This window comes from Paenibacillus sp. cl6col (assembly GCF_900102125.1).
GTDB classification, from domain to species: Bacteria; Bacillota; Bacilli; order Paenibacillales; family Paenibacillaceae; genus Paenibacillus_B; species Paenibacillus_B suaedae.
Map to the genome: position 1 here is coordinate 58,100 of NZ_FNAZ01000005.1, position 23,537 is coordinate 81,636.

The 23,537-nt window shown below is 46.4% G+C and carries 21 protein-coding genes and 2 pseudogenes; 18 read left to right on the forward strand and 5 right to left on the reverse strand.

The window, feature by feature from the left end:
* Window positions 1-2: 2 nt before the first annotated feature.
* Complete coding sequence (locus tag BLS15_RS14580; RefSeq protein WP_021254154.1) at window positions 3-629, reverse strand: hypothetical protein; 627 nt, start codon at window positions 627-629, stop codon at window positions 3-5.
* Between the two features lie 177 nt (window positions 630-806).
* Between BLS15_RS14580 and BLS15_RS14585 the strand changes: the two genes are divergently transcribed.
* From BLS15_RS14585 to BLS15_RS14630, 9 genes are all read left to right on the forward strand, one after another.
* Window positions 807-1,109 carry a YunC family protein gene (locus tag BLS15_RS14585; RefSeq protein ID WP_021254153.1) on the forward strand — a complete coding sequence of 101 codons (303 nt, stop codon included), beginning with the start codon at window positions 807-809 and terminating at the stop codon, window positions 1,107-1,109.
* Window positions 1,110-1,451: 342 nt separating this feature from the next.
* Window positions 1,452-1,895, forward strand: a complete 444-nt coding sequence (locus BLS15_RS14590; RefSeq protein WP_028532376.1) for a Dps family protein — start codon at window positions 1,452-1,454, stop codon at window positions 1,893-1,895.
* Between the two features lie 345 nt (window positions 1,896-2,240).
* Window positions 2,241-3,023: a Fe-S cluster assembly ATPase SufC gene (sufC, locus tag BLS15_RS14595; protein ID WP_021254151.1), complete on the forward strand. Its 783-nt coding sequence runs from the start codon at window positions 2,241-2,243 to the stop codon at window positions 3,021-3,023.
* A gap of 40 nt (window positions 3,024-3,063) precedes the next feature.
* On the forward strand, window positions 3,064-4,380 hold the full coding sequence (sufD, locus tag BLS15_RS14600) for a Fe-S cluster assembly protein SufD (RefSeq protein WP_028532377.1): 1,317 nt from the start codon (window positions 3,064-3,066) through the stop codon (window positions 4,378-4,380).
* Complete coding sequence (locus tag BLS15_RS14605; protein WP_028532378.1) at window positions 4,377-5,603, forward strand: cysteine desulfurase; 1,227 nt, start codon at window positions 4,377-4,379, stop codon at window positions 5,601-5,603. Before sufD ends, BLS15_RS14605 begins: the two co-directional genes overlap by 4 nt.
* A complete protein-coding gene (gene sufU, locus BLS15_RS14610; RefSeq protein WP_021252193.1) occupies window positions 5,590-6,012 on the forward strand; it encodes a Fe-S cluster assembly sulfur transfer protein SufU in 423 nt (140 codons plus the stop codon). The genes BLS15_RS14605 and sufU overlap by 14 nt, the downstream gene beginning before the upstream one ends.
* Window positions 6,013-6,053: 41 nt before the next feature.
* The gene (sufB, locus tag BLS15_RS14615; protein WP_021252192.1) at window positions 6,054-7,451 is read left to right on the forward strand and encodes a Fe-S cluster assembly protein SufB; all 1,398 of its coding nucleotides are present in this window, start codon (window positions 6,054-6,056) and stop codon (window positions 7,449-7,451) included.
* 675 nt (window positions 7,452-8,126) lie between these two features.
* Entirely contained in the window at window positions 8,127-8,591 is a 465-nt protein-coding gene (locus BLS15_RS14625) for a MarR family winged helix-turn-helix transcriptional regulator (protein WP_051614074.1), read from the forward strand.
* Window positions 8,569-9,432 (forward strand): DUF6544 family protein, encoded by an 864-nt coding sequence (locus BLS15_RS14630; RefSeq protein WP_051614075.1) that lies wholly within the window; start codon window positions 8,569-8,571, stop codon window positions 9,430-9,432. Before BLS15_RS14625 ends, BLS15_RS14630 begins: the two co-directional genes overlap by 23 nt.
* Window positions 9,433-9,481: 49 nt before the next feature.
* Here the strand turns inward: BLS15_RS14630 and BLS15_RS29490 are convergent.
* A pseudogene (locus BLS15_RS29490) lies at window positions 9,482-9,623 on the reverse strand (IS110 family transposase); the annotation flags it as partial.
* 63 nt (window positions 9,624-9,686) lie between these two features.
* Between BLS15_RS29490 and polYB the strand changes: the two are divergent.
* A pseudogene (gene polYB / locus BLS15_RS29970) lies at window positions 9,687-10,239 on the forward strand (DNA polymerase IV); the annotation flags it as partial.
* 312 nt (window positions 10,240-10,551) lie between these two features.
* On the forward strand, window positions 10,552-11,262 hold the full coding sequence (locus BLS15_RS14640) for a polysaccharide deacetylase family protein (protein WP_051249834.1): 711 nt from the start codon (window positions 10,552-10,554) through the stop codon (window positions 11,260-11,262).
* A 108-nt stretch (window positions 11,263-11,370) separates the two neighbouring features.
* On the opposite strand, the gene BLS15_RS14645 is transcribed toward BLS15_RS14640, so the two are convergent.
* Complete coding sequence (locus tag BLS15_RS14645; RefSeq protein ID WP_028532381.1) at window positions 11,371-12,441, reverse strand: HD-GYP domain-containing protein; 1,071 nt, start codon at window positions 12,439-12,441, stop codon at window positions 11,371-11,373.
* Window positions 12,442-12,672: 231 nt separating this feature from the next.
* Here BLS15_RS14645 and BLS15_RS14650 point away from each other — a divergent pair, with 231 nt between their 5' ends.
* From BLS15_RS14650 to yfkAB, 4 genes are all read left to right on the forward strand, one after another.
* On the forward strand, window positions 12,673-13,497 hold the full coding sequence (locus tag BLS15_RS14650; protein ID WP_028532382.1) for an undecaprenyl-diphosphate phosphatase: 825 nt from the start codon (window positions 12,673-12,675) through the stop codon (window positions 13,495-13,497).
* A 298-nt stretch (window positions 13,498-13,795) separates the two neighbouring features.
* On the forward strand, window positions 13,796-14,890 hold the full coding sequence (locus tag BLS15_RS14655; protein WP_021252188.1) for an HD-GYP domain-containing protein: 1,095 nt from the start codon (window positions 13,796-13,798) through the stop codon (window positions 14,888-14,890).
* Between the two features lie 102 nt (window positions 14,891-14,992).
* The gene (locus BLS15_RS14660; RefSeq protein ID WP_028532383.1) at window positions 14,993-17,239 is read left to right on the forward strand and encodes an MMPL family transporter; all 2,247 of its coding nucleotides are present in this window, start codon (window positions 14,993-14,995) and stop codon (window positions 17,237-17,239) included.
* Between the two features lie 69 nt (window positions 17,240-17,308).
* On the forward strand, window positions 17,309-18,472 hold the full coding sequence (gene yfkAB, locus BLS15_RS14665; protein WP_028532384.1) for a radical SAM/CxCxxxxC motif protein YfkAB: 1,164 nt from the start codon (window positions 17,309-17,311) through the stop codon (window positions 18,470-18,472).
* Window positions 18,473-18,519: 47 nt separating this feature from the next.
* On the opposite strand, the gene BLS15_RS14670 is transcribed toward yfkAB, so the two are convergent.
* Window positions 18,520-19,500 carry a YpdA family putative bacillithiol disulfide reductase gene (locus BLS15_RS14670; protein ID WP_028532385.1) on the reverse strand — a complete coding sequence of 327 codons (981 nt, stop codon included), beginning with the start codon at window positions 19,498-19,500 and terminating at the stop codon, window positions 18,520-18,522.
* A 215-nt stretch (window positions 19,501-19,715) separates the two neighbouring features.
* Between BLS15_RS14670 and BLS15_RS14675 the strand changes: the two genes are divergently transcribed.
* From BLS15_RS14675 to BLS15_RS14685, 3 genes are all read left to right on the forward strand, one after another.
* Window positions 19,716-20,426 carry an HAD family hydrolase gene (locus BLS15_RS14675; protein ID WP_021252184.1) on the forward strand — a complete coding sequence of 237 codons (711 nt, stop codon included), beginning with the start codon at window positions 19,716-19,718 and terminating at the stop codon, window positions 20,424-20,426.
* A 147-nt stretch (window positions 20,427-20,573) separates the two neighbouring features.
* Complete coding sequence (locus tag BLS15_RS14680) at window positions 20,574-21,125, forward strand: hypothetical protein (protein ID WP_021252183.1); 552 nt, start codon at window positions 20,574-20,576, stop codon at window positions 21,123-21,125.
* A gap of 116 nt (window positions 21,126-21,241) precedes the next feature.
* Window positions 21,242-22,291, forward strand: coding sequence for a S66 family peptidase (locus BLS15_RS14685; protein WP_254777346.1), 1,050 nt, complete (start codon window positions 21,242-21,244; stop codon window positions 22,289-22,291).
* Between the two features lie 62 nt (window positions 22,292-22,353).
* Here the strand turns inward: BLS15_RS14685 and BLS15_RS14690 are convergent, their stop codons facing one another.
* Window positions 22,354-23,520, reverse strand: a complete 1,167-nt coding sequence (locus BLS15_RS14690; RefSeq protein ID WP_051614076.1) for a YheC/YheD family endospore coat-associated protein — start codon at window positions 23,518-23,520, stop codon at window positions 22,354-22,356.
* Window positions 23,521-23,537 lie beyond the last annotated feature (17 nt).

Genomic DNA, 23,537 nt, shown 5'->3' on the forward strand with positions numbered 1-23,537 from the left:
GTTTAGGGCTGCATATCTTCGATCTCATTCAGGTTGAATGCGTACACTTGCTTCTCATCAACATGGTATACGTTCAGCAGCTGATTTGAGGCGTCATAATTGAGGATACGGCAGGGGAGATTCAATGTAATGCCTTTTCCTTTGTTAATGCGCAAACGTAATAAACGATTCTGTTCGATGTAGCTTCGGAGCTGATTCTCGACATCTTGAAGCCGGGCATCATTGGATTGCTGTTGGCTTGGCTCCGTATATTCGGCAGCTGCGGTGCGTGCTGGCTTGTTCATAGTTGCCATTGATTCTGGTGATTGTGCGGCCGCACCCCGCTTGTTATTTGTTCTCGGTGAGGAATTATCCACACGATGATCAGCAGCTGCGGAGCTTGAATGGGCTGCGCGAACTGCCAGCTTGCCAAACGGTGACTGCTTGATATTGCGCTGCTGCATGGCTTCGGCAAGCTCCAACAAGGAACCGAGCTCATTACCGGATTGAACGCGTGCGTCCAGTACGTCGGGGTGTTGATGCAGCAATTGCAGCAAAGCTTCTAGCGCAGCCACGTTGGATTCGCCTTGTACAAGGATGTCAACATTGAACTTGAAGACGGATTGTTGAGATGAAGTAGGATAAAGCATTGTCAGTAATTCCTCCAACCTGGACATTTTGCCTAGATAAATACATTATAATACGGTATAAATTCCGACAAATATAGTTCTTTAGAACTAAATATCGTTTTGCGGGCACATACGCGCCAAAAAGACGGCGATTGCATAAGATGATACCATCCTGTAAGTCAGAAGGAGGCATTCAAAGTGATACGGTTAATACCCATGGAAATTGGTGAGAGAACCGTGCTAGGCGTTGAAGTGCTGCTGCCCAAAACGACACTTTTGTCGATCTCAACCGATAAAGGCTATATTATGTGCGGTGCGCTTGATGTAGGGCTGCTCAATACGAAGCTGCATGATCGAGGGATCATCGCAGGACGCGCAGTCGGGGTACGGACACTGGAGCAGTTGCTTGAAGCTCCGCTTGAATCCATCACTCACGAAGCTGAGCGTCTCGGTATTACAGTTGGCATGAAGGGCAGCGATGCTTTGAACCTCATGTTCTAAGGCACTTCTAAATTAAGCTGTATGATCAATGCGCAGGGGACGCATAATATTGAAGTATTCCGATGTTTTATGTATCAAGCGTCATAGCTGATTTGAAGCAGCTTGCGTTACACTTATGACCTCTAGTCCTTATGGGACGCCGTGTTGCGATGATTCATTTCACGTGGACACGGGTACATATATATAGTAGGCCAGCAGAATAAAGTTGCAAGGAATCGATGAGAAACAGGCTAGAAAAAATTGGCAATCAACATTTGTACAAGAAAGACTTGAAAAATAGTTAATATTAATTTAGAATTATTATTAATAAGAAATTGATATCAATTAGGAGGCGTTTTGATCATGGCAAATAACGAAAAACTTCAATCTCTGTTGAATCAGCAAGTAGCGAACTTGAACGTATTGTATGTGAAACTTCATAACTACCATTGGTATGTAAAAGGTCCTCTGTTCTTCACGCTGCATGAGAAGTTCGAAGAGTTCTATAATGAAATCACAGCGAAAATGGATGATGTTGCGGAACGCTTGCTCACAATTGGGGGCAGACCATATGCTACTGTGAAGCAGTATTTGGAGCATACAACATTGCAAGAAGCGACAGGCAGCGAAACAGCAGAAGAAATGGTGAAGCAGCTTGTTAAAGACTTCAATCAATTGATTGCAGAATGCGGCGAAGCTCAAGAAGCAGCGCAAGCTGCAGGGGACGAGCCTACAAATGACTTGTTCATCAGCATTCAATCTGACCTAGAGAAGCATGTATGGATGTTGAATGCATTCCTTGCATAAGGAATGGCGGATACAAATCTCAATAAGTAAATGAAAATCATATAAGCGCATCCTGAAAAGGGTGCGCTTTTTACTGAAATTATATATAAATTGGTAAAACGATGATGCTCTAGCAAATAGGCGCTTTTCTATAGAAATAGGGAGCTGTTATGCACGAGGTATAAAGAGTGAGGACAGGGCACTGGTTGATTTATACAAATGATTGTTTTAAAATTATATTGAGAATCAATGATAATCATTTTATAATGATTATAATGTGATAAATCTTATAGCGTGGATAAAGATTGCTTGTTCTTTCAGTATACATCTTTTCTACAAATCCATCAATCTGGAGGTTACAACACAATGTCAACTCAATTCGTCATTAATGGTTTGAAGGCGACCATTGAAGGTAAAGAGATTCTGAAAGGAATCAACCTTGAAATGAAAGGCGGCGAGGTACATGCTATCATGGGTCCTAACGGAACTGGTAAAAGTACACTCGCTTCTGCTTTGATGGGCCATCCTAAATATGAAGTAACAGAAGGTTCTGCTACATTGAACGGTGAAGATTTGCTTGAGATGGAAGTTGACGAGCGCGCTCGCGCCGGCCTATTCCTTGCTATGCAATATCCAAGCGAGATCGCAGGTGTAACGAACTCCGACTTCCTGCGCAGTGCCATCAATGCACGCCGCGGCGAAGGCAACGAAATCTCCTTGATTAAGTTCATTCGCCAAATGGAAGGCAAAATGAAAGAGCTTGAGATGAACGAAGAGTTCGCTCATCGTTACTTGAACGAAGGCTTCTCCGGCGGGGAGAAGAAGCGTAACGAAATCTTGCAAATGATGATGCTCGATCCGAAAATCGTAGTATTGGATGAAATCGACTCCGGTTTGGATATCGACGCCTTGAAGATCGTTGCAAATGGTGTAAATGCGATGCGCAGCGAAGAGCGCGGATTCTTGGTTATTACGCACTATCAACGTTTGCTGAACTATGTGAAGCCTGATTTCGTACACGTTATGATGCAAGGCCGCATCGTGAAATCCGGCGGACCTGAATTGGCTGAGCGCCTTGAGGCAGAAGGCTACGACTGGGTGAAGGAAGAACTCGGCATTACAGACGAAACAGTTGGACAAGACGAGTAATTCATTCTAGCAAACGATTGACAGGAGGAGCGATAGACCGATGAGCACGAATACGACATTGCCAGTGAGCCGTGAAGCGGTCGCAGCGCTTTCGAGCCGCAAGAGTGAGCCAGCATGGCTTGCTGAAATGCGCTTGCAGGCGTTGGATCAAGCAGCGGGACTGGATTATCCGATATTTGAGAAAACAAAAATTGAACGTTGGGATCTTAGTGCATATGGTGAACATGTAGATGGTCAATTGGCATCTACATTTGCTACTATTCCAGCAGAAGCTCGCAACATTTTGACAGGGGATGAGTCTTCCGAGCAGGTTGACAATGTGCTGGTTCAGCACAATTCCAGTGTTGTTTTTCGTCAGCTGCAAGCTGAATTGGCAGCGAAGGGTGTTATCTTCACAGACTTGGAGACGGCTGTTCGTGAGCACGAAGACTTGGTGAAGCCTCATTTGATGCAAGCTCTGAAGGCTGATGAGCATCAATTGGCAGCTGTGCATGCTGCAGTATGGAATGGCGGCGTATTCTTGTACGTGCCGAAAAATGTAGAAGTGGATATTCCGCTTCAGGCTGTATTCTATACAGATAATGCGAAGGCTACATTTGCACCGCATGTGTTGATCGTTGCGGATGTGAATAGCCGCGTTAATTACGTAGACAACTACGTATCCGGTTCTTCCACTGATGCTTATGTTCATAATGGTGTAGTAGAAGTATTTGTTAAATCCGGTGCGAAAGTAACTTACGCATCTGTCCATCATTTGGATGAGAAAGCTACGGATATCACGATTCGTCGTGCCATTGTTGAAAACGATGGCCGCATCGAGTGGATTGTTGGCGAAATGCATAACGGTAACGCTGCGTCTGAAACGAACTCGATCCTGAAAGGGAATGGTTCTACATCGGATACAAAAGTAATATGCGTAGGAAATGGCGAGCAAAAGTTGAACATTACGACGAAAGCCGTACACTTCGGCAAGAGCTCTGACAGCCAAATGATTACGCGCGCGGTTATGCGCGAAGCTGCTTCTTCGATCATCAACGGGATTACGAAGATCGAGAAGGGGGCAACAAAAGCGAACGGTGAGCAAACCGAGCGCGTGCTCATGTTGAGCCCGAAAGCTCGTGGTGACGCCAACCCAATCTTGCTAATCGATGAGGACGATGTAACAGCGGGTCATGCTGCTTCTGCTGGTCAAGTGAACCAGGAGCAAGTACATTACATGATGTCGCGCGGTATTGCTCGTGAAGAGGCGGAGAACTTGATTATCCGCGGCTTCTTGGCGCCAGTTGTAGCTGAGCTGCCAAGCGAGCATCTGCAGCAATTGCTGAAGCGTTACATCGAAAGGAAGCTGGGGCAATGATTGGACGCGAGCTTCGTGAGCAATTTCCGATCCTAGATCAGGAAATTAATGGTCATCCGTTGGTGTATTTAGACAGTGCGGCAACCTCACAGAAGCCGAGGTCCGTAATTGATGCGATACAAGCGTATTATGAGAAGGACAACTCGAACGTACATCGCGGCGTCCATACGCTCGGTTCCCGGGCGACAGACGCTTACGAAGGTGCGCGGGAGAAAGTTGCCCGGTTCATTAACGCGGCACGCACGGAAGAAATTGTGTTCACACGCGGGACGACATCTGCGCTTAATCTCGTTGCATCGTCCTACGGACGCAGCGTATGCGGTGAAGGCGATGAAATCGTAATTACGCAAATGGAACACCATAGTAATTTCATTCCGTGGCAGCAGGTCGCAAAGGCAACAGGGGCTACATTGAAATTTATCCCGATGCAGGAAGATGGCACACTCTTGCTGTCTGATGTGGAGCAGTCGATTACAGATCGGACGAAGATTGTATCGATTGCTTATGCATCCAATGTGCTCGGAATCGTGAATCCAGTGAAGCAGATCGCGGAGATTGCACATCGTCACGGTGCTGTAATCGTAGTTGACGGCGCACAGAGCACACCGCATATGCGGATTGATGTTCAGGATCTGGATTGCGACTTCTACGCATTGTCAGGGCATAAAATGTGCGGGCCAACCGGAATCGGGGCATTATATGGGAAGATGGCGCTGCTCGAGAAGATGGAACCAATCGAATTCGGTGGTGAAATGATCGACTTCGTCGAGTTGTATCATTCGACATGGAAGGATGTTCCTGCACGATTCGAAGCAGGAACACCGATCATTGCGGGTGCTGTTGGACTTGGCGCTGCGATTGATTTCCTGAACGAAGTAGGGCTGGACAATATTCATAAGCATGAAATGCAGCTGGGTGCCTATGCAGTCGAGCGCTTGTCTGAGATTGAGGGAATCTCGATCTACGGTCCTCGCAGCGAACGGATCGGGCTCGTTACATTCAATTTGGATGATGTCCATCCTCATGATGTAGCTACTGTTCTGGATGCGAAGGGGATTGCGGTACGTGCCGGACATCACTGCTGCCAACCGCTTATGCGTTGGCTCAAAGTAAGTGCTACGGCGCGCGCAAGTTTCTACTTGTACAACACGGAAGCAGACATTGACCGGTTGGCGGAAGCCTTGCGGGAAACGAAGGAGTATTTCAGCGATGCAATTGGATGATCTGTATCGCCGAGTCATCATGGATCACTACAAGAAGCCACGGAACCGCGGCACGTTCGAGGAAGACACGGTTACGGTTGACCTAAATAACCCGACTTGTGGAGATCGCATATCACTGCAGCTGAAGCTGAACGATGGCATTGTTGAGGATGCCAGATTCACAGGCGAAGGCTGCTCGATTAGCATGTCTAGTGCGTCAATGATGACAGAAGCGGTTAAAGGTAAGACGTTGGAGCAGGCACATGAATTGGCTGAGCGATTCTCTGCCCTGGTTAAAGGCGAGGACGCTGCGTTTGATGAATATGAAGATATCGAGGCTCTGTCCGGCGTGAACAAATTCCCGGCTCGCATCAAGTGTGCGACATTGGCTTGGAACGCGCTGCGCAAAGGGATCGAGAAGCCTGAATAGGCGATAAAGTGCGAGGTTCGCACGAAGGAGGTACAACAACAATGGCGAAGAAAATGCCTGAAATGGAAGAATACAAGTATGGCTTTCGCGATAATCACCAAGCAGTCTTCCAATCTGGTAAAGGGCTGACGCCGGAGATCGTTACCGAGATCTCCCGTATTAAGGGCGAGCCTGACTGGATGCTGGAATTCCGCTTGAAGTCGCTTGAGCAATTTAACAAAATGACAATGCCTCGTTGGGGCGGCGATTTGGATGAGCTGGACTTCAACGACATTCAATACTATGTGCGTCCTTCTGAGAAGCAAGGAAAGACATGGGAAGAAGTTCCGACTGAAATTAAAGAAACATTCGATAAGCTCGGTATTCCGGAAGCGGAACAGAAGTTCCTTGCCGGTGTATCTGCTCAGTATGAATCTGAGGTTGTCTATCACAGCATGCAGAAGGATCTCGAAGAGCAGGGCGTAATCTTTATGGATACGGACACAGCGCTTCGTGAGCATCCGGAGATTTTCCGCGAGCACTTCGCATCTGTTGTTCCTCCAGCGGACAACAAGTTCGCTGCATTGAACAGTGCAGTATGGTCGGGCGGAAGCTTCATCTACGTGCCTAAAGGCGTGAAGTGTGAAATTCCGTTGCAAGCTTACTTCCGTATCAACTCCGAGAACATGGGTCAGTTCGAGCGTACGCTGATTATCGCTGATGAAGACAGCTTCGTGCACTACGTTGAAGGCTGTACAGCGCCTATCTACAGCACGAATTCCCTTCATAGTGCGGTTGTTGAGATTATCGTGAAGAAAAATGCGCGTGTTCGTTATACAACAATCCAAAACTGGGCGCCAAACATCTACAACCTGGTTACAAAGCGTGCCGTTGCGGAAGAAAATGCGAACATGGAGTGGGTTGACGGCAACATCGGCTCCAAGCTGACTATGAAATACCCAGCTGTCATCTTGAAAGGCCGCGGGGCAAAAGGCTCTGTGTTGTCCATTGCGGTAGCAGGTAAAGGCCAGCATCAGGATGCGGGTGCGAAGATGATTCACTTGGCTCCAGATACAACGTCGACAATCATCTCGAAATCCATCTCGAAGCATGGCGGTAAGGTTTCGTATCGCGGCTTGACTTCGTTCGGTCGTGATTCTGATGGTGCAAAATCAAACGTAAAATGTGATACGTTGATCTTGGATAACGAGTCTACATCCGATACGATTCCATACAACGAGATTCGCAATGACAATATCCAATTGGAGCATGAAGCGACTGTATCCAAGGTATCCGAGGATCAGCTCTTCTATCTGATGAGCCGCGGCTTGTCTGAAGATGAAGCGACTCAAATGATCGTTATGGGCTTCATCGAGCCGTTCACGAAGGAGCTCCCAATGGAATATGCCGTTGAGATGAATAGATTGATCAAATTCGAAATGGAAGGCTCTATCGGCTAATTTCTTACAACCCTTGTTGCATCAAGGGTTGTAAGCTAATTATATATTGGCTTAAAATCGCTCATGCTGATTTCATGCCGATTCAAGATTCATTTTTTCGTGTAGGAGGCGAACTTTTTAAGTTCGTCTTCTTGTATTTTTTTGTGATGTCAAGGTCGGTATCTGCGGTTGTTTTAATTGTTTTATGTCCAAGTCGTTTTGATACAAAAAGTAGTCTTACTCCCGCTTCTCAGTAGTCGTACGGTGTGCGTATGTCTGAATCCATGACTACCTTTGTACTCGGCACCCGCCAACTCGCAATACCTTTTAATCGACCTCTTACCGTCGAAGTAAAGCTACAGGATGATTCAGCACGTTACTTCAATAAATTAAATTGGAGCTGCTTCATAGCAAACTAATATCGTCCAGTTAGCGTAATTTATTTTAAGTATCAAATATGTCCTTATCCTTCGCCTCGACCAACATTAAACCGACTGCATAAGATCGGATTTTATTACACATCTGAAGTGAAACAACACTGTCCGATGACTGATGATGGAGGAAGTTCCTGCGAGTCATATTGGAAGTTACCGTAGATTCTCTAGGGTTCATCAACAAATTTGACAAAAGGTAACTAGTTACGTAAAATAAGTGTAACTAGTTACCTTTATTTTAACAGATCGGAGGTATGTAATATTGAATGACATAGAGAAAAAGGCTTACATCTTTGGTGGTATTCTTACATTAGCCAACCGATTACAAGCTCTTGGTGACAAATTGGATGAGAATGTAACTCTTAAGCAGTGGTTGTTGATAGCTGTCATTTTAAAGTCGGGACGATCATCTCCAACAATAAGTGAGGTGGCTAAATTGGTTGGGAATTCTAGGCAAAATATTAAGAAAATGGCCGGTTTACTTGAGAAACAGGGCTTTGTCTCCCTTATAAAAGATGATCAAGACGCTAGAATCTTTAGAATTCACCTTACACCCGAATGTTTCACTTATTTCCAGGCTCGAAGCGAAAAAGAGATGCAGTTTCTGAATGCTCTGTTTGACGCACTTGATGAAAATTTGACCAACGGATTATATAAAGGAATCATTCATTTAGCTAACAATGTAAACAGAATGGAGAATGTTCATGAAGACGGGGAAAAGGGGTAAAAAAACAATGTGGATAATCGTTTCGATCTTTGGCATTATCATAATCGGTATCATTGTATTTTTTAATGTACCTTATTCCAAAACCAATACAGAATTTCTTCAATCCGCTACAGAACAAATCAATATTTCTAATGTCATTAATGATATCTTTACATTCGATGATATAAAAGAATTGCCGTATCCTGTAAGGAAATATTTTGAATATAGTGGATACATCGGCATTCCTAAAATGTCTTATATGAAGGTAGCCTTTAAAGAAGTTAATTTTATTATGTCACCCGACAAGCCACCATTAAAAATCGACTACACCCAATATAACTTTGTACGTGAACCTATAAGATTTGCTTATATTGACACATCAATGTATGGAATACCATTTCAAGGGTTGGATTCTTATATTAATGGTGAAGGTAGTATGAAAGGAGTTCTGGCTAAAGTCATTACGTTGTTTAATCACAAAGGTAAAGAAATGAATAAAGCTTGTCTAGTAACCTTTCTTTCAGAATCTCTTATCATGCCTAATGCTGCTTTACAGCATTATATGACCTGGGAGACAGTTGATGATACCCATGCAAAAGCGACGATATCATACAATGATATATCAGCAAGTGGGATATTTACGTTCAGTGAGAATGGGGAGCTTCTTTCTTTTACAACAGAAGATAGATCCGTTATATCTACCGATGGAACAATTCAGCAAGTAAGATGGTCGGCCATATTTAAGGACTACAAGACAATTGGCGGTATCAAACAACCAACTCAACTTCAGGCAGTTTGGAATTACGATCAGGGAGATCTCATTTATTTTGACGGTGCTTGTTTTACTGTTGAATATGATTAGGAATAGGTGTTTCTTTATACATACTTAACATGATGAGGCTTCCGCGGGTGACAAGGTTTTGAAATCCTTCTTCATCATTCGAGAAGGAAAGGGGCATTACTGACTACGATCTCACGGAAGTTAACTGCACGTTCATGTGTTTGCTGAGCGAGGTCGATCCCGACCACTAGATGCTGACTGTGATTGTGCATATAACATGATTTATAAATATTGGAGGGCTTTATGTGAGTCAAAGAAGGAAAGGCTAATATTTTTTGGCCGATTACGAAATATGCAAGTGTAGAAAAAGAAAATCATCGAGAATATAAAAATAAAGCAGTAGTAGGAGCTGGTGATCCTACACGTCGTTCAGGGATCACTCTAGCCGCATGACCGATTGCTAAAAGTTTTGGCGTGACGACGACAGCTGAACGGGAAATGCCCGGATCTCGTTATTATGCGTCCTCGTATGCAACATTACATCGATGTTTCTTTGATGATTACTCAGATTTATGAGGAATTTACGATTTAGTTGAAGTGTTTAGTATTGACGAACAATTTTCGGTGATCCGATCACCATTGCATTGGAAATCCAGAAACGAGTAATGATCCAGACAGGAGTGCGGATTCGAATAGGGATCAGCGCCAATAAAATATTAGCTAAAACTGAAACAGACATCTGGAAAAAAGTAAAAGCGGTATTTTTACCGTGCATCCGATGTTCCCGCTTTACTGTGGAAAGAACCTGTTCATAAAATGTTCGGTGTTGGATCCCGAATGTGCAAGCATTTTGCGAAATTAGGGATACTTGCGATTGGGGACATTGCGAGCTCCCACAGGATTCTCACGCCAGATGAAAATGCCCGATCGCTATTTTCTCCATGTTTACCCCCATCATTTTGACTGCATCCGCATGGTACACCCCAAATATGGCATACTAATCCCTATGCTGATGTTCAACTTGCTTGCAGCGGGTTCGCATCTATGTTATTTCACTACGCAACAGGAGGATTGGAAATGGTGGACCCTATCCAACAGGAGCGAAAGTTGCGGCATATTCGTCGCAAGCACAGATTCCGTATCATGATGTTATTAGGCGGTATGGTAGTATGTCTGCTTGCACCAGCCAATGCACATTCCATGTCCGTAGCATCACAAATCGACGCCCATCATGAGAGTGCGCCAGCTCGCAGAGATCGTGCCTATTATGAAGGGCGAGGAGATATCGTCTGGGAAGTGCCATCTGCCGGCAAGCGGATTGCACTCACCTTTGATGATGGTCCTGATCCAACCCGCACTCCGGTTATCTTAGACCTGTTAAAGCAGTATAATGCCAAGGCTACCTTCTTCGTCGTAGGATGGAGGGTAAAGTCGCACCAAGAATTAGTGAAGCGCACAGTTCGTGAAGGACATGAAATTGCGAACCATACGTATCATCATAAATATTTTCGCAAGGGTGTAACGAAGGCCGAAATTGAAGAGGAAATTATGAAGGCGCATCGAGTGATTGAAGAGGTAACAGGTACGCCGCCTCAATTGTTCCGGCCACCTGGCGGGTATTATAATGAGCGGCTTGTAGAAATTGCACGGGAGAAGGGGTACCGCGTTATTTTATGGTCGTGGCATCAGGATACGAAGGATTGGCGTTCTCCAGGAGTAGATCGAATTGTCAATAAGGTGCTTGGGCATGCAAGAAACGGTGACATCGTACTGATGCACGACTTAGTAGAAGGAAGCACACAGACCATTCAGGCACTGAAGAAAATACTGCCCGAATTGAAGCGGCGGGGCTATTCATTTGTCACCGTTTCTGAATTAATGGCGCACCGTGTCAAGGCGAAGACTTCCTAAGTTCATTTTGTGCCTGTCAGGCTAGAAGGGTTCATACCTAGCGAGAAAAACGCCGTAAGTGTGCGCATCATCGAGCACACATCAGGCACACATCGGGCACACAGCAGGTTACATGCACACCTCTTCAATATGAAGATCGCGGCATTGTGTTAAATCAACGAAACGATTATCAATTTGCACGAGCGGCCGGAAAAATTCAGTCTGATGATTCATGATGATTGTTCCGGTTCGCCCGTCGCTTAGGCGTGCCTGCTTATGGATGAAGTTAGGCAGCATATGGCGAATGAAGGTATGGACAATGTGGGGATCAAGTCCGCTGTAGCTCATCGAATCAAGCTCTTTCAGAACCGTAAATAAATCCTGCTTGTCCCGATAAATTCGTGTAGACGTCATGGAGCTATACACATCAGCAACTGCGATGATACGTGCTGTCGGATGGATCTCCTGCTCAGCAGCACCATAAGGGTAACCGCTTCCATCTAAGCGTTCATGATGCTGGAGGGCCGCCATCGCGAGCCAATTGTCGCTATAGGAGGAACGGATGATTTCATAGCCGATCACAGTATGCGACTTCATCTCTTCGAACTCCGAGCTCGTCAGCTGTCCAGGCTTGAGTAGGATCGACTTGTGAATGCGACTCTTGCCGATGTCATGCAGAAATCCTGCCTTGCATATGCGCTCCGCATCCTCTTCTCCGTAATGCATCCACTTGGCCAAATAGTAAGACAGCATGCCGACCTGTACGGAATGCTGGTACGTATAATTATCCTTCGAGTCCAGCAGAAGCAAGAGGGATACAACATCACGCTGCTTCTCCATCTGTTGAATAAGCGGTGTGATGGACGATTGTACAAGCTCATCCTGCAGAAATCCGTGCTGGATAACATCCTGAAAGATGCTCTCCACATTTCGAGTTGCCTCCATGTAGCCTTTCTGCATTTCCTCATGAACGATATGATTTGAACTTGGCGGCACATTGATCTGGGATGGGGATACAGCCTCTTCACCGGTGAGTGGTCTTGCTTCGATGTCTACCATATCCATGTGATGACGAATAAGTAGGGCGATGTCCCTATGCTTCATAACGGTTCCAGCAGACAGAACCAACAGCCCTCTATCATTGAAAATATCCTTCGTGAGAGTGTCCCCTTCGTGAATTTGCGTGACATGAATCCGCACCAAATGTCTCACCCTTCTAGTCATTTTGTACTACATGTATCATTTATCATATCAAAGCCAGTCACAAGATAACAGTAACATTTTCCAGGAAAATGTGAAGAATTGGTGCTGAAATGTTCTCTCTGCTCGTATACAAAGAACAAGATACTTTGTCCGAACGTGTAATGCTCGCAATCATTCAAATCATCATGCTGAGTATTTCTACGTATGGGGGAAATGAGGGGTTTAGCCATGTTCTATGTCATTGTTGCAATTGTACTGGGCATCGTGGAGGGACTGACAGAATTCATACCTGTCTCATCAACAGGTCATATGATATTGACGACGAAGCTGATGGGGATTGAGGAGCAGGCCAACTGGCTCAAGACATTCGAAATTGTCATTCAACTGGGGGCGACCTTAGCCATGACGGTTGTGTATTGGAATCGCATATTGGAGATGCTGGGATTGCGCAAGCGAACCGTACAGCAAGGACATGTCATCTGTCCTCGTCTGAATCTGCTCCATGTCATTATTGCAATAGCACCTGCATTAGCGGTGGCCTATGTAGCGAAAGACCATATTAAGCAATTATTTGACAGCACGGAAGCGGTGTTATGGGCGCTTGTAGTCGGCGGTGCATTTATGTGGTTCGCAGAATGGTATGGGTCTCGCAGACAACCCTCGGCGGACACGATCGATGAAATTAGTTATAAGCAGGCCTTTTCAATAGGACTCTTTCAAATATTGTCTGTGCTGTGGCCAGGGTTTTCCCGATCAGGCTCTACCATGTCAGGTGGTATGTTGAGCGGTGTCAGCTACCGGGCATCTGCTGATTTTTCCTTTCTTATTGCGATTCCCATTATGTGTGCGGCAAGCGGCTATGAACTGCTCCAAAATTATAAGATGTTTACACTCGATATTTTCGCTTTTTTTGTACTTGGTTTCTTAGTATCCTTTGTTGTAGCCTATGTGATTGTTGTTGCCTTCCTCAAGCATATTCAGCGTATTAAGCTTCGTCACTTTGCGATATATCGCTTTGTTCTCGCAGCATTGTTCTGGTACTTCATGATGTAGCAGATATTAGATATTGAAAATTCATGAATATCTCTGTGTGAAGTTCTGAGTATTTCTGATAGGATCATTTCGAGGTATTTAGAATGCCAGTAAATTTCAGAAGTATGCAACAGTTGTGTGCTTTTATTCATCCAAATTACTTGGAAGGTGGAGAAGGGCGGGAGTGAAATCTGCCATATTTTCTACGTAAACAAAGGAATGTACGGTAGTGACTCGCTAGTCTAGCGAGAATTTGATATGATTAATTCGATGCATTTTAAGTGAATGTAAATATCATAACTTCAGGGGTTGACTCTGCTTGCGATGGGTACCTATACAAGCGTGCCGAGCTGGCATGCGATTAGCAAAACAAATATATAATGAAGAAGGTCTAGTGCTGCTCAAGGAGCAAGTAGAGCTTAATACCGCGTATATTCAGCGCTTGGAAGCGATGGGCGTATCATACGTATATGTAGAAGATGATCGGACAGAAGGTATTCATGCGCCGGATGTGTTGAGCGATGAGACGCGAAGGCTAGCTAATATGACGATTCGCAAGCAATTCAAGCAATTGATTGATGAAGCCATGACACGGAAGCGTGCTGCCTCGAATTCTACATTGAATCGCGAGTTTTTCGATGTATTGGATGCCATCATTGGCGATTTGTATGGCAACCATAAGGCGATGGTAATGCTGAATGATATGCAGACAACTGATCATTATTTGTTTCGACATTCCCTTAATGTGTGTGTATATACGACTCTGCTAGGACTTCATCACGGATATCCCCGCAATGAACTGCGGACATTGAGCATGGGGGCGCTCCTTCATGACATTGGCAAGACGCAGATTAATCTCGAAGTATTGAACAAGCCAGGTTCGTTGTCTGATGCTGAATTTGTACATATGAAGCAGCATGCGGAGATAGGATACCGCATGTTGAAGGATGAGCCGAACATTCCGCTTCTGGCAGCGCACTGTGCTTATCAGCACCATGAGCGGTTGAACGGTTCTGGCTATCCGCGCGGCATTAAGTCGCCGGATATTCATGAATATGCGAAGTGGATTGGGATTACGGATTCATATGATGCGATGACAACCCATCGTGTATACCGTAAGGCAATGCTTCCACATGAAGCACTTGAAATTTTGTATACCGGATCAGGGACACAATACGAGCAGGGTATGCTGGAATTGTTCAGAGACCGTATGGCTGTCTATCCGATAGGAATGTCCATTCATTTGAATACAGGCGAGACATGCGTTGTTGCCCGCATTCATGCTGAGTGTCCACAACGACCAGTTGTAAGAGTACTGTACGACGCTGATGGCAATCCATTGAAGACCCCTCATGAGATCGATCTATCCAAGAAACTCCACGTTATGATCGTGGGCTATCACGCAGCTGATTAATGAGCGCGTAGGCAACACACAACGAAGCAAGTAAGCTCAGCACTTATTCATTATTATCATATTCCCTTTATTCAGTCTACAAGTGAGCAGGGGGTTCAACACGTGAGGGAAACAGCCAGAACAGGTTGGTTGTGGCACTGGGGAAAGTGGATGTATCGTTGGCGTCATGGGGTATTGATCATATGGACGCTTCTATTTGCAATGGCTTCGATATTGGCTATACAAGTGCCTTCCATGCTTAAGGATAATGGGTTTACGCCGACAGGAAGCGAATCTTATGTAGGATATGAGCTGCTGCGTGATGGGCTTGGTCTCTCTTCTACGACGATGGATATTGTCTATGAGAGCAGCGACGGCAGGTCGCTATTGACGAAAGAATCGATACAGCAGATTGAACGTTCCCTTACTGAATTGAAGCAGAATTCATCCGTCGGTGACGTTCAGCTGCGGACTCAGGATAGAACGGGAGTGCGTAGCGATGTAGTTGCTGCACATGTCCGTCTTAATATGGATACGGATGAAGCGCTGGATCGATATACCGATCTGCGTAAGCTTATTTCCGATATCCCGTTCGCGAAGGCCTATGTGACTGGTGCGACACCGGTCTACTATGATATTCAGACTGCGAGCAAGAACGATATTGTGAAGTCGGAACTAATCGGATTGCCAATCGCGCTGATCGTCTTATTGTTCGTCTTCGGAACATGGCTTGGGGGATTCCTTCCGCTCATTATCGGGCTGTTCAGTGTGACAACTACGCTCGGGATTATTTATGGAATTGCTCAGCTAACAGATACGTTAAGCAATTTTTTGCCGAATATGGTGTCCATGTTGGGACTAGCTGTTGGCATTGATTATGCGCTCTTCATTGTAAGCAGGTTCCGAGAGGAACTTGCCAAGCAATTTTCTGTTGAGCAGGCTGTCGCCATGACGGCGCAGACCGCGGGCCAGTCCATTTTATTTTCTGGTGTTGCGGTGCTGATCGGCTTAATTGCTATGCTGTTTATTGATTTATCCTTGTTCCGCTCGTTGTGCATTGGTGGAGTTATCGTCGTCATGATGTCAGTTATAGCGGGGAACACGCTCCTTCTGTCACTATTAAGTGTACTCGGCGATAAGGTGAACAAGTTCCCTATCATTCCTGCGCGGTGGAGAAGTGCCGAGAAGACGAGTGGCAGTGAACTATGGAGCCGTATTGCGCATGGTGTGATGAAGCATCCCGTAGGGATCGTTCTGCTGCTCACAACTGCATTGGCTGCTTGTGCATGGCCGATAGGCAGCATGAAGATTGGGATACCGGATGCAGAGATGCTACCGCCGAAGTACGAATCGCGCTACGGTGCAGAATTGATGAGAGAAGCGTATGATGAGCAGGCGTTGAATCCAATTCAAATCGTTGTGGAGACGGACAAGCCCTATTCTTCTATCGAGACGATACAAGCGATTCAAGGGCTAGCATCCCGTATTCAACTTATAGAGGGTGTACAGCGTGTTGACAGCTATGTGGATGCATTAGCTCAGTTGAATATTACAGGAGCTGAAGCGCAGGCAGCGGCGTTGTCCCGACCAGAAGTTCGCACACAGATGGAGGCGAAGATGCCGCTTCGTGACAAGATGCTTGTGGTGCAAGTGATTCTGAGGCCTGACATGAAGGGTGATGCTGCGTTCAAGGTAGTGGGCGAGCTGCGTCAGATAGATTCAGGTTCGGGATTGAGCAGGAAGTATGTAACCGGAGGGCCGGCGGTTCAGCATGATATCATTGAACGCATCACGACTGCGCTTCCGTATGTGATTGCGTTTATTCTTATCGTGACCTATATCGTGCTCTTCCTCGCATTCCGTTCGGTTCTTCTGCCGCTGAAGGCGGTCATCATGAATATGCTGAGCCTTGGCGCAAGTCTTGGCATTGTCGTCCTGGTCTTCCAGCATGGCTATTTAGCTGATCTATTGCATGTAACGTCTACAGGAATGGTGGTGGCGATGCTTCCTGTCATCATTTTTTGTGTCGTGTTCGGCATATCTATGGATTATGAGGTGTTCTTGCTGTCACGGATTGCGGAAGAGTATGATCGAACGAAGGACAATGAGCACAGCACCGCTCAAGGGCTGATGAAGACAGGCAGTATTATTACAAGTGCTGCTTTCATCTTGATTGTTGTTGTTGGTGCGTTTATTTTCACCGATAACGAGATGATGAAGGCTATCGGGCTTGGGCTTGCAGTATCTGTATTTTTGGATGCAACACTCATACGTGTTCTGCTCGTTCCCGCATTTATGAAGCTGATGGGGCATGCCAATTGGTGGGTCCCGAGCATGTTTCGACGCAAGGAACGGCGAAGTATGCTATAAATAAGTAAGCAATTATTTTCTGCAATAAAGATTGTAAGCAGGCAACTAGAAAGTTAGGTGGAATGAATCATGAATCAATTGCAAGCGGAGAAGGCAGCGAATACGGAGCAAAGAGGAACAGTAGGTCTTAAAACAATTAGTCCAGCCTACGATCCATGGGATCCGATTCGTTCTTTGCAGCAATATGGCCGTCATCTATTGACGAGTGTGGAAATGACTGTGGCCCAGGCATGCAATATGCGCTGCGAGCACTGCGCAGTAGGACACACACTCGTCGCAAATGAGCCTCCCAAGCTGCCGTTTGATCTAATGCTTCAACGTCTTGAAGAGGTTGAGCACTTGGAGACGATAAGCATTACCGGCGGTGAGCCGATGTTCCACGAGAAGACGGTCAAGGAGTATATCGTTCCTCTGTTAAAATACGCACGTGAGCGCGGGGTACGTTCCCAGATTAACTCGAACTTGACGATGGACATGCGCAGATACGAGATGGTTGCTCCCTATTTGGATGTCATGCATATTTCATTCAACTACACATGTATGGAGGACTTCCATGCAGTCGGCTTCACGCACAGCAGCCACGAAGTCAAATCTGGGGCCGCAGGTCGACTGTATGAGCGCATGATTGAGAATACACGCAAGCTGAGTGAGGCAGGCATGTATATTTCCGCGGAATCGATGGTCAACTATCGGACGCATGACAAGTTAAGCGAAATTCATCAGATCATCGATGAAATGGGATGCAAGCGACATGAGGTTCACCCGATGTACCCGAGCTCCTTCGCGGAGAACTTGCCGGTGCTTCCAATCGAACAATTGCGTACCTCTATTCATCGGTTGCTGGATACTCGCAATAAGGACATGTGGATGTTGTTCGGCACGCTGCCGTTCTTCTCCTGTAATTCCAATGAGGAGGATCAAGCGCTGCTCCGCCGCCTCCATAGAGAACCAATGGTGACCGTGCGCAACGATCCGGATGGCCGCAATCGATTGAATGTCAACTTGTTTAGCGGGGATATCTATGTTACGGACTTTGCAGATATTCCGGCGTTCGGCAGCATCTACTCAGGCAAGCTTGACGATACATTCAATGCTTGGCTGAATGAGCATCCACTCTCCAGAACGGTGGATTGCCATTGTCCGCAAGCATCCTGCTGCGGGCCGAACTTGCTCGTTGCGGATATGTACTATCGAGGTGTTAATTTCAAAGAACGGACAGCGGTGATGTCTTAGTTCATCCATAAGGAAGCGGGTGGGTTCATTGTACCCACCCGCTGCTCTTAACGGGATTGCTGCTCCAAATGATTCGCAATCAGCTTACCATGATGGCGGCCAGACTCTATAAATATCTCATTGGCATCCCGGCCTGATGAGATGACTCCAGCTACATACAATCCAGGGACATTCGTCTCCATCGTATCAGGATCGAATACCGGTTTCTCGCGATCGCTCTGCAGCTCAATTCCGCTAGCAGTCAGCATCGTTCGATCCGGTCTGAATCCGGTCAAGGCGAGGACGAAGTCGCTTGCGATGACATCGGTGCCCCCCTCATTACGCTCAATATGAACCTTATCAGGTTCGATGCATACGACCCGAGAATGATAGTGCATGTCAATATGTCCCTTCGCAATCATACTCTCGAAAATGGGACGTACCCATGGCTTAATATGAGCAGTTAACTCATCACCGCGGTATACAACCGCCACTTTAGCTCCAACTCGCATAAGTTCAAGTGCAGCATCAACGGCTGAATTGTTGCCGCCAATAATAACAACATTCATGCCAGCATAAGGGTGAGCTTCTTGGAAATAGTGCGATACATGCGGAAGTGTCTCTCCTGGGATCCCAAGCATGTTCGGATGATCAAAATACCCTGTTGCAATGACTACATAACGCGCGCGGTGCGAGCTGGATAAGCCGCTGCGTGTCGTAGAATGAACGGTGAACGTGCCATCCTCCTCTTTGTGAACATGCTTCACTTCTTCATAAGATCGAATTCGCAGCTGATATCGCTCCGCAACTTTGCGGTAGTAGACAAGTGCTTCATCCCGGTAGGGCTTGTCGTGCGGGCTGGCGAATGGCATGCCGCCGATTTCGAGCATTTCCGGTGTACTGAAAAATTGCAAATGGGTAGGATAACGATATATTGAGTTCACAACACAGTGCTTCTCAATGATAAGCGGATTCATACCAATCCGTTGTAATTCTATAGCAGCGGACAGTCCACATGGACCCGCGCCGATGATGATCGCCTGTTCCAATTGATTCGCCTCCGTATGACTAGTTGGTTGCTGTATAATCCAGTGCCTAGTATATTCAACATCCTTATCATATCGAACGTAAAGGGAATTGGCTATCCTCATCCTGACATATTGATTACAAAACATTTACAATATTACTAATGATTCGACGATCGATGTTGTGTACAATGATATATAGTCTGTGCAATGTCAACCATAGAATTGGAGGGAAAGTAATGACTACATTTTCTGACGTATCTCGTACTGCGAGCACTTTGAAGCGCCCGGAGGCGATGATTTTTGATATGGATGGAACGCTGTTCAAGACAGAGACGTTGTTGATTCCGGCGTACCACAGAACATTTGACCAGCTTCGCAATGAGGGACTGTTCGAAGGGCCAACCCCGCCGGAGGAGCGCATCTTAAGCTCTCTTGGTATGCTGCTTGCAGATATTTGGGAGCGGGTTATGCCAGAGTCCAGCGAAGAGGCAAGACTGCGCGCAGATGATTTGCTGCTCGAAAATGAGTTGAAGGGCTTGCAAGAGGGTGGAACGGAGCTGTACCCGCAAGTGGAGGAAACACTTGCCAAATTTCGGGAAGCTGGTGTAAAGTTATTTGTGGCAAGTAATGGGTTGGAAGAATATGTGCAAGGTGTAGCTGCTGCGCACGGATTGACCGAGCTATTCACGGAGCTGTATAGTGCTGGAGGACGGCAGACTTCGACGAAGGTGGAGCTTGTAGAGCTTCTGTTGAAGGAGCATGGTATCTCCTCAGCATGGATGGTTGGTGATCGCTCTTCGGACGTGGAAGCCGGCAAAGGAAATGGACAAACGGTTATCGGCTGTCAATATGCAGGTTTCGGTGCGGACGAGGAATTGAGGGGCTCGGACGTTCTTATCCATAACTTCGATGAACTGCTGGAATTGTATGCTTCATCGGATCAATAACAACAATTAACAATTATTGAAGGGAAGATAGTAATGAAGAAGTAACGTAAGCATGTACCGTGGTGGGCCAGACCTCCTCCAATGTTTATTGTAGTTGGACAAATGCGTACGCGCGTAACTACTTAAAACATGTGGAGGCTGATTGGAATGAGTAAACCTGAGATGAATGTTGCTATCGTATGTGGACCGGATTGTGATATGGAGACACAAGCGCTTCGAGCTACCTTGGAGTACTTTGGGGCAAGGGTGTTTATGTATTGGGTGGGAAAACCGAATGACTTTATCGATGTATTATCCGGCAAGGATCTGTTCCCGAATACGGATCTCGTCATTTTGAACTTTCACGGCGACGAGGGTCGCTTCGTGATGCCTGAGATTGGGGACGAGGCATATGAGGAAGGGGAGCCGCGCGGTGATTTCGGCAGCGAGGCAGTTCGGCAATTTGCCAAGCTCGATGGCCGGACGGTCGTCTGCAACGGATGTGATCTGGGCAATAAGGAGATGGCTGAGGCATTCTTGTATGGTGGCTGCCAGACTTATATTGGGCCTGATGATTATCCATATGGGAACAGCACGTTGATGTTCGTCACCCGTTTCTGTTATGAACTGATCCAGAACAAACGAAGCGTTCAGCAGGCTTATGATCTTGCTCGTGTCGTGGACGAGGATACGATGATGTATCAACTGTATACGAAGTAAGAGAGGAGATGTCGCACACTTGTGCGGCATCTTTGCTATGTATGTGAACATAAATAGGGTTGACCCAAGTGGTGAGTAGGGGTAAGATGGGTGGAAAACTTTAGGGAGGCGGATGAATGATTCGTATGATGAAACCCAAAAGATTGAAGCAAGGCTCGAAACTTGCGGTGATATCTCCATCGAGTGGACTCCCATACTTATTTCCAGAAACCTTCGAGCTTGGGCTGAGCAATCTGCGGGAGATGTTCGGATTTGACATTATCGAAATGCCGACAGCTCGGATGGAGCCGACTGAACTGTATCGCCATCCTGAGCTGCGAGCACAGGATATCAACCGATGCTTCGGTGATTCGAGCGTTGACGGCATCATTTGTTCCATTGGCGGTTATGAATCAATTCGAATATTGCCCTATTTGGATACTGAAATCATCATGAACAATCCAAAGTTCATTATGGGATTTTCCGATGCAACAACGTTCCTCTCGTACTTTAATCAGCTCGGAATGATCACCTTCTACGGCCCATCAATATTGGCGGGAATAGCCCAATTGAAGCATCTGCCTGAAGCGTATTCAGAGCATCTTCGTGATTTCTTATTCTCGGATCAATTTCCCTACAACTATGTTCCATATCGTCGGTGGACCAATGGATACAAGGATTGGGGCAACCTCGATACGCTTGGAGAGTGCCAGGAGTTTTACCCTAATGGGGATGGATGGAGGTTCTTGCAAGGAAGTTCTGTCCAGCAGGGTGAAGTATGGGGCGGCTGCATCGAAGTACTGGAATTTATGAAATCGACAACGTACTGGCCTGATCCATCGTTCTGGGACAATAAGATTCTCTGCTTCGAAACTTCTGAGGAGAAGCCTTCACCGATGCATGTAGGCTACATGCTGCGCAACTATGGGATGCAGGGTGTATATGAGATGGTGAAGGGAATTATATTCGGTAGAGCCAAGGACTATAGTGAGGAAGAAAATAAACAATTGTACGACATTATCGTCAATATTGTAGAAGGGGAATTCGGTGCCGGAGATCTGCCGATTGTTGTGAACTTCGACTTCGGCCATACGGATCCGAAGCTTATCTTGCCATTAGGCGGAAGAGTGGAGCTTCGCCCTCATACCAATGAGGTAGTGCTTCTCGAAAACCCATTTCGTGACTAGATGCGAACAACCCACATCACCGTATCCATAGGTACGCGCGATGTGGGTTGAGCGCTATTATTTTATTTCTGGTCTTTACCGGATGAGAGTGCTCCTTCAACAATGGAGATAGCCGCATCTCCTTGGCGCTTCCCCTTCTGGCGATATAGCCATGATGCATATTCCATTGGTCGTGCGATTGCATTCCGATAAGTATCTCGATCCCCGATTCGATGGAACACTTCTCGTGCAGGCTTCGGATTTACTTCGAGCAGCCATACATGCCCCTTGCGGTCGATCGCGAGATCCAGTGCCAATTCACATAAGGCTCCATATTTCTCTTCTAGGAACTGTGCGATCTCGAGACTGATTCTCTCTGCGTCATCTTTCACTTCTGCAATTCGTTGCTCATCGCCAATCCATCTGCGGAGCAGTTCATCCATTCGAACCGCCTCGCCGCCGCCATGCAGGTTGGAAGTGATGCTTTTATTTGCTCCAACCCGACCTGCACAGCCTGTCACTTCCCATTTACCTTCGCCATTTTTTTGCACGAGCATGCGATAATCATGCACGCGTCCGTTCGGCAGCTTCAGTGCAATCCCTTGTTGGACGAGATAACGGTCTCTAGCTCTCCAGGCAGCCAGTTTCCTTGCTAGTTGGCCAATCGTGAGCTTCTGCGGACGAATAATCCGGCGCTGATGATCACGCCCTTGTACGAATACGATGGTGGGATTGAGAGACGAACGCTCGATACGCATAATGCCCCTTCCACCTGTACCGTTTATCGGCTTCAAATAGATTAAGGAATGAGAGCGCAGCATACTCTGCAGATCCTGCATTGACTGATATAAGCGGGTAGTTGGCAAGTGCCCCTTGACCGAAGGGACGGTCAACAGCACCTGGTGAATCGTCCATTTGTTGCGCAGCGGCCGATTTAAGAATAGCAGGTGATTGTACTTGCTGCGGAATCGGCGAAGCTGAGTGAAGCGATGGCTGTTTTGGAGACGGCATCGATCAAATATCATATTCGGAAAACGCGTCCATTTCCGTGTCCAGCGCCTCGTTTCTGGATGATAACACATCGCGTGAATGCGTCGATGTTGGTCATCTACATCCTGTGGTGTGAACACATACACGTCGAGTCCTATTTTTTTGCCGGCAGTGATCATGCGCTGATAGATGAGGCGCTCTTCCAGATGCTTTCGTTCATTCAAGTATAGCGTCAATATACCGAGTGTCGGTTGACTCAAGCTGTATCACCTTCTTC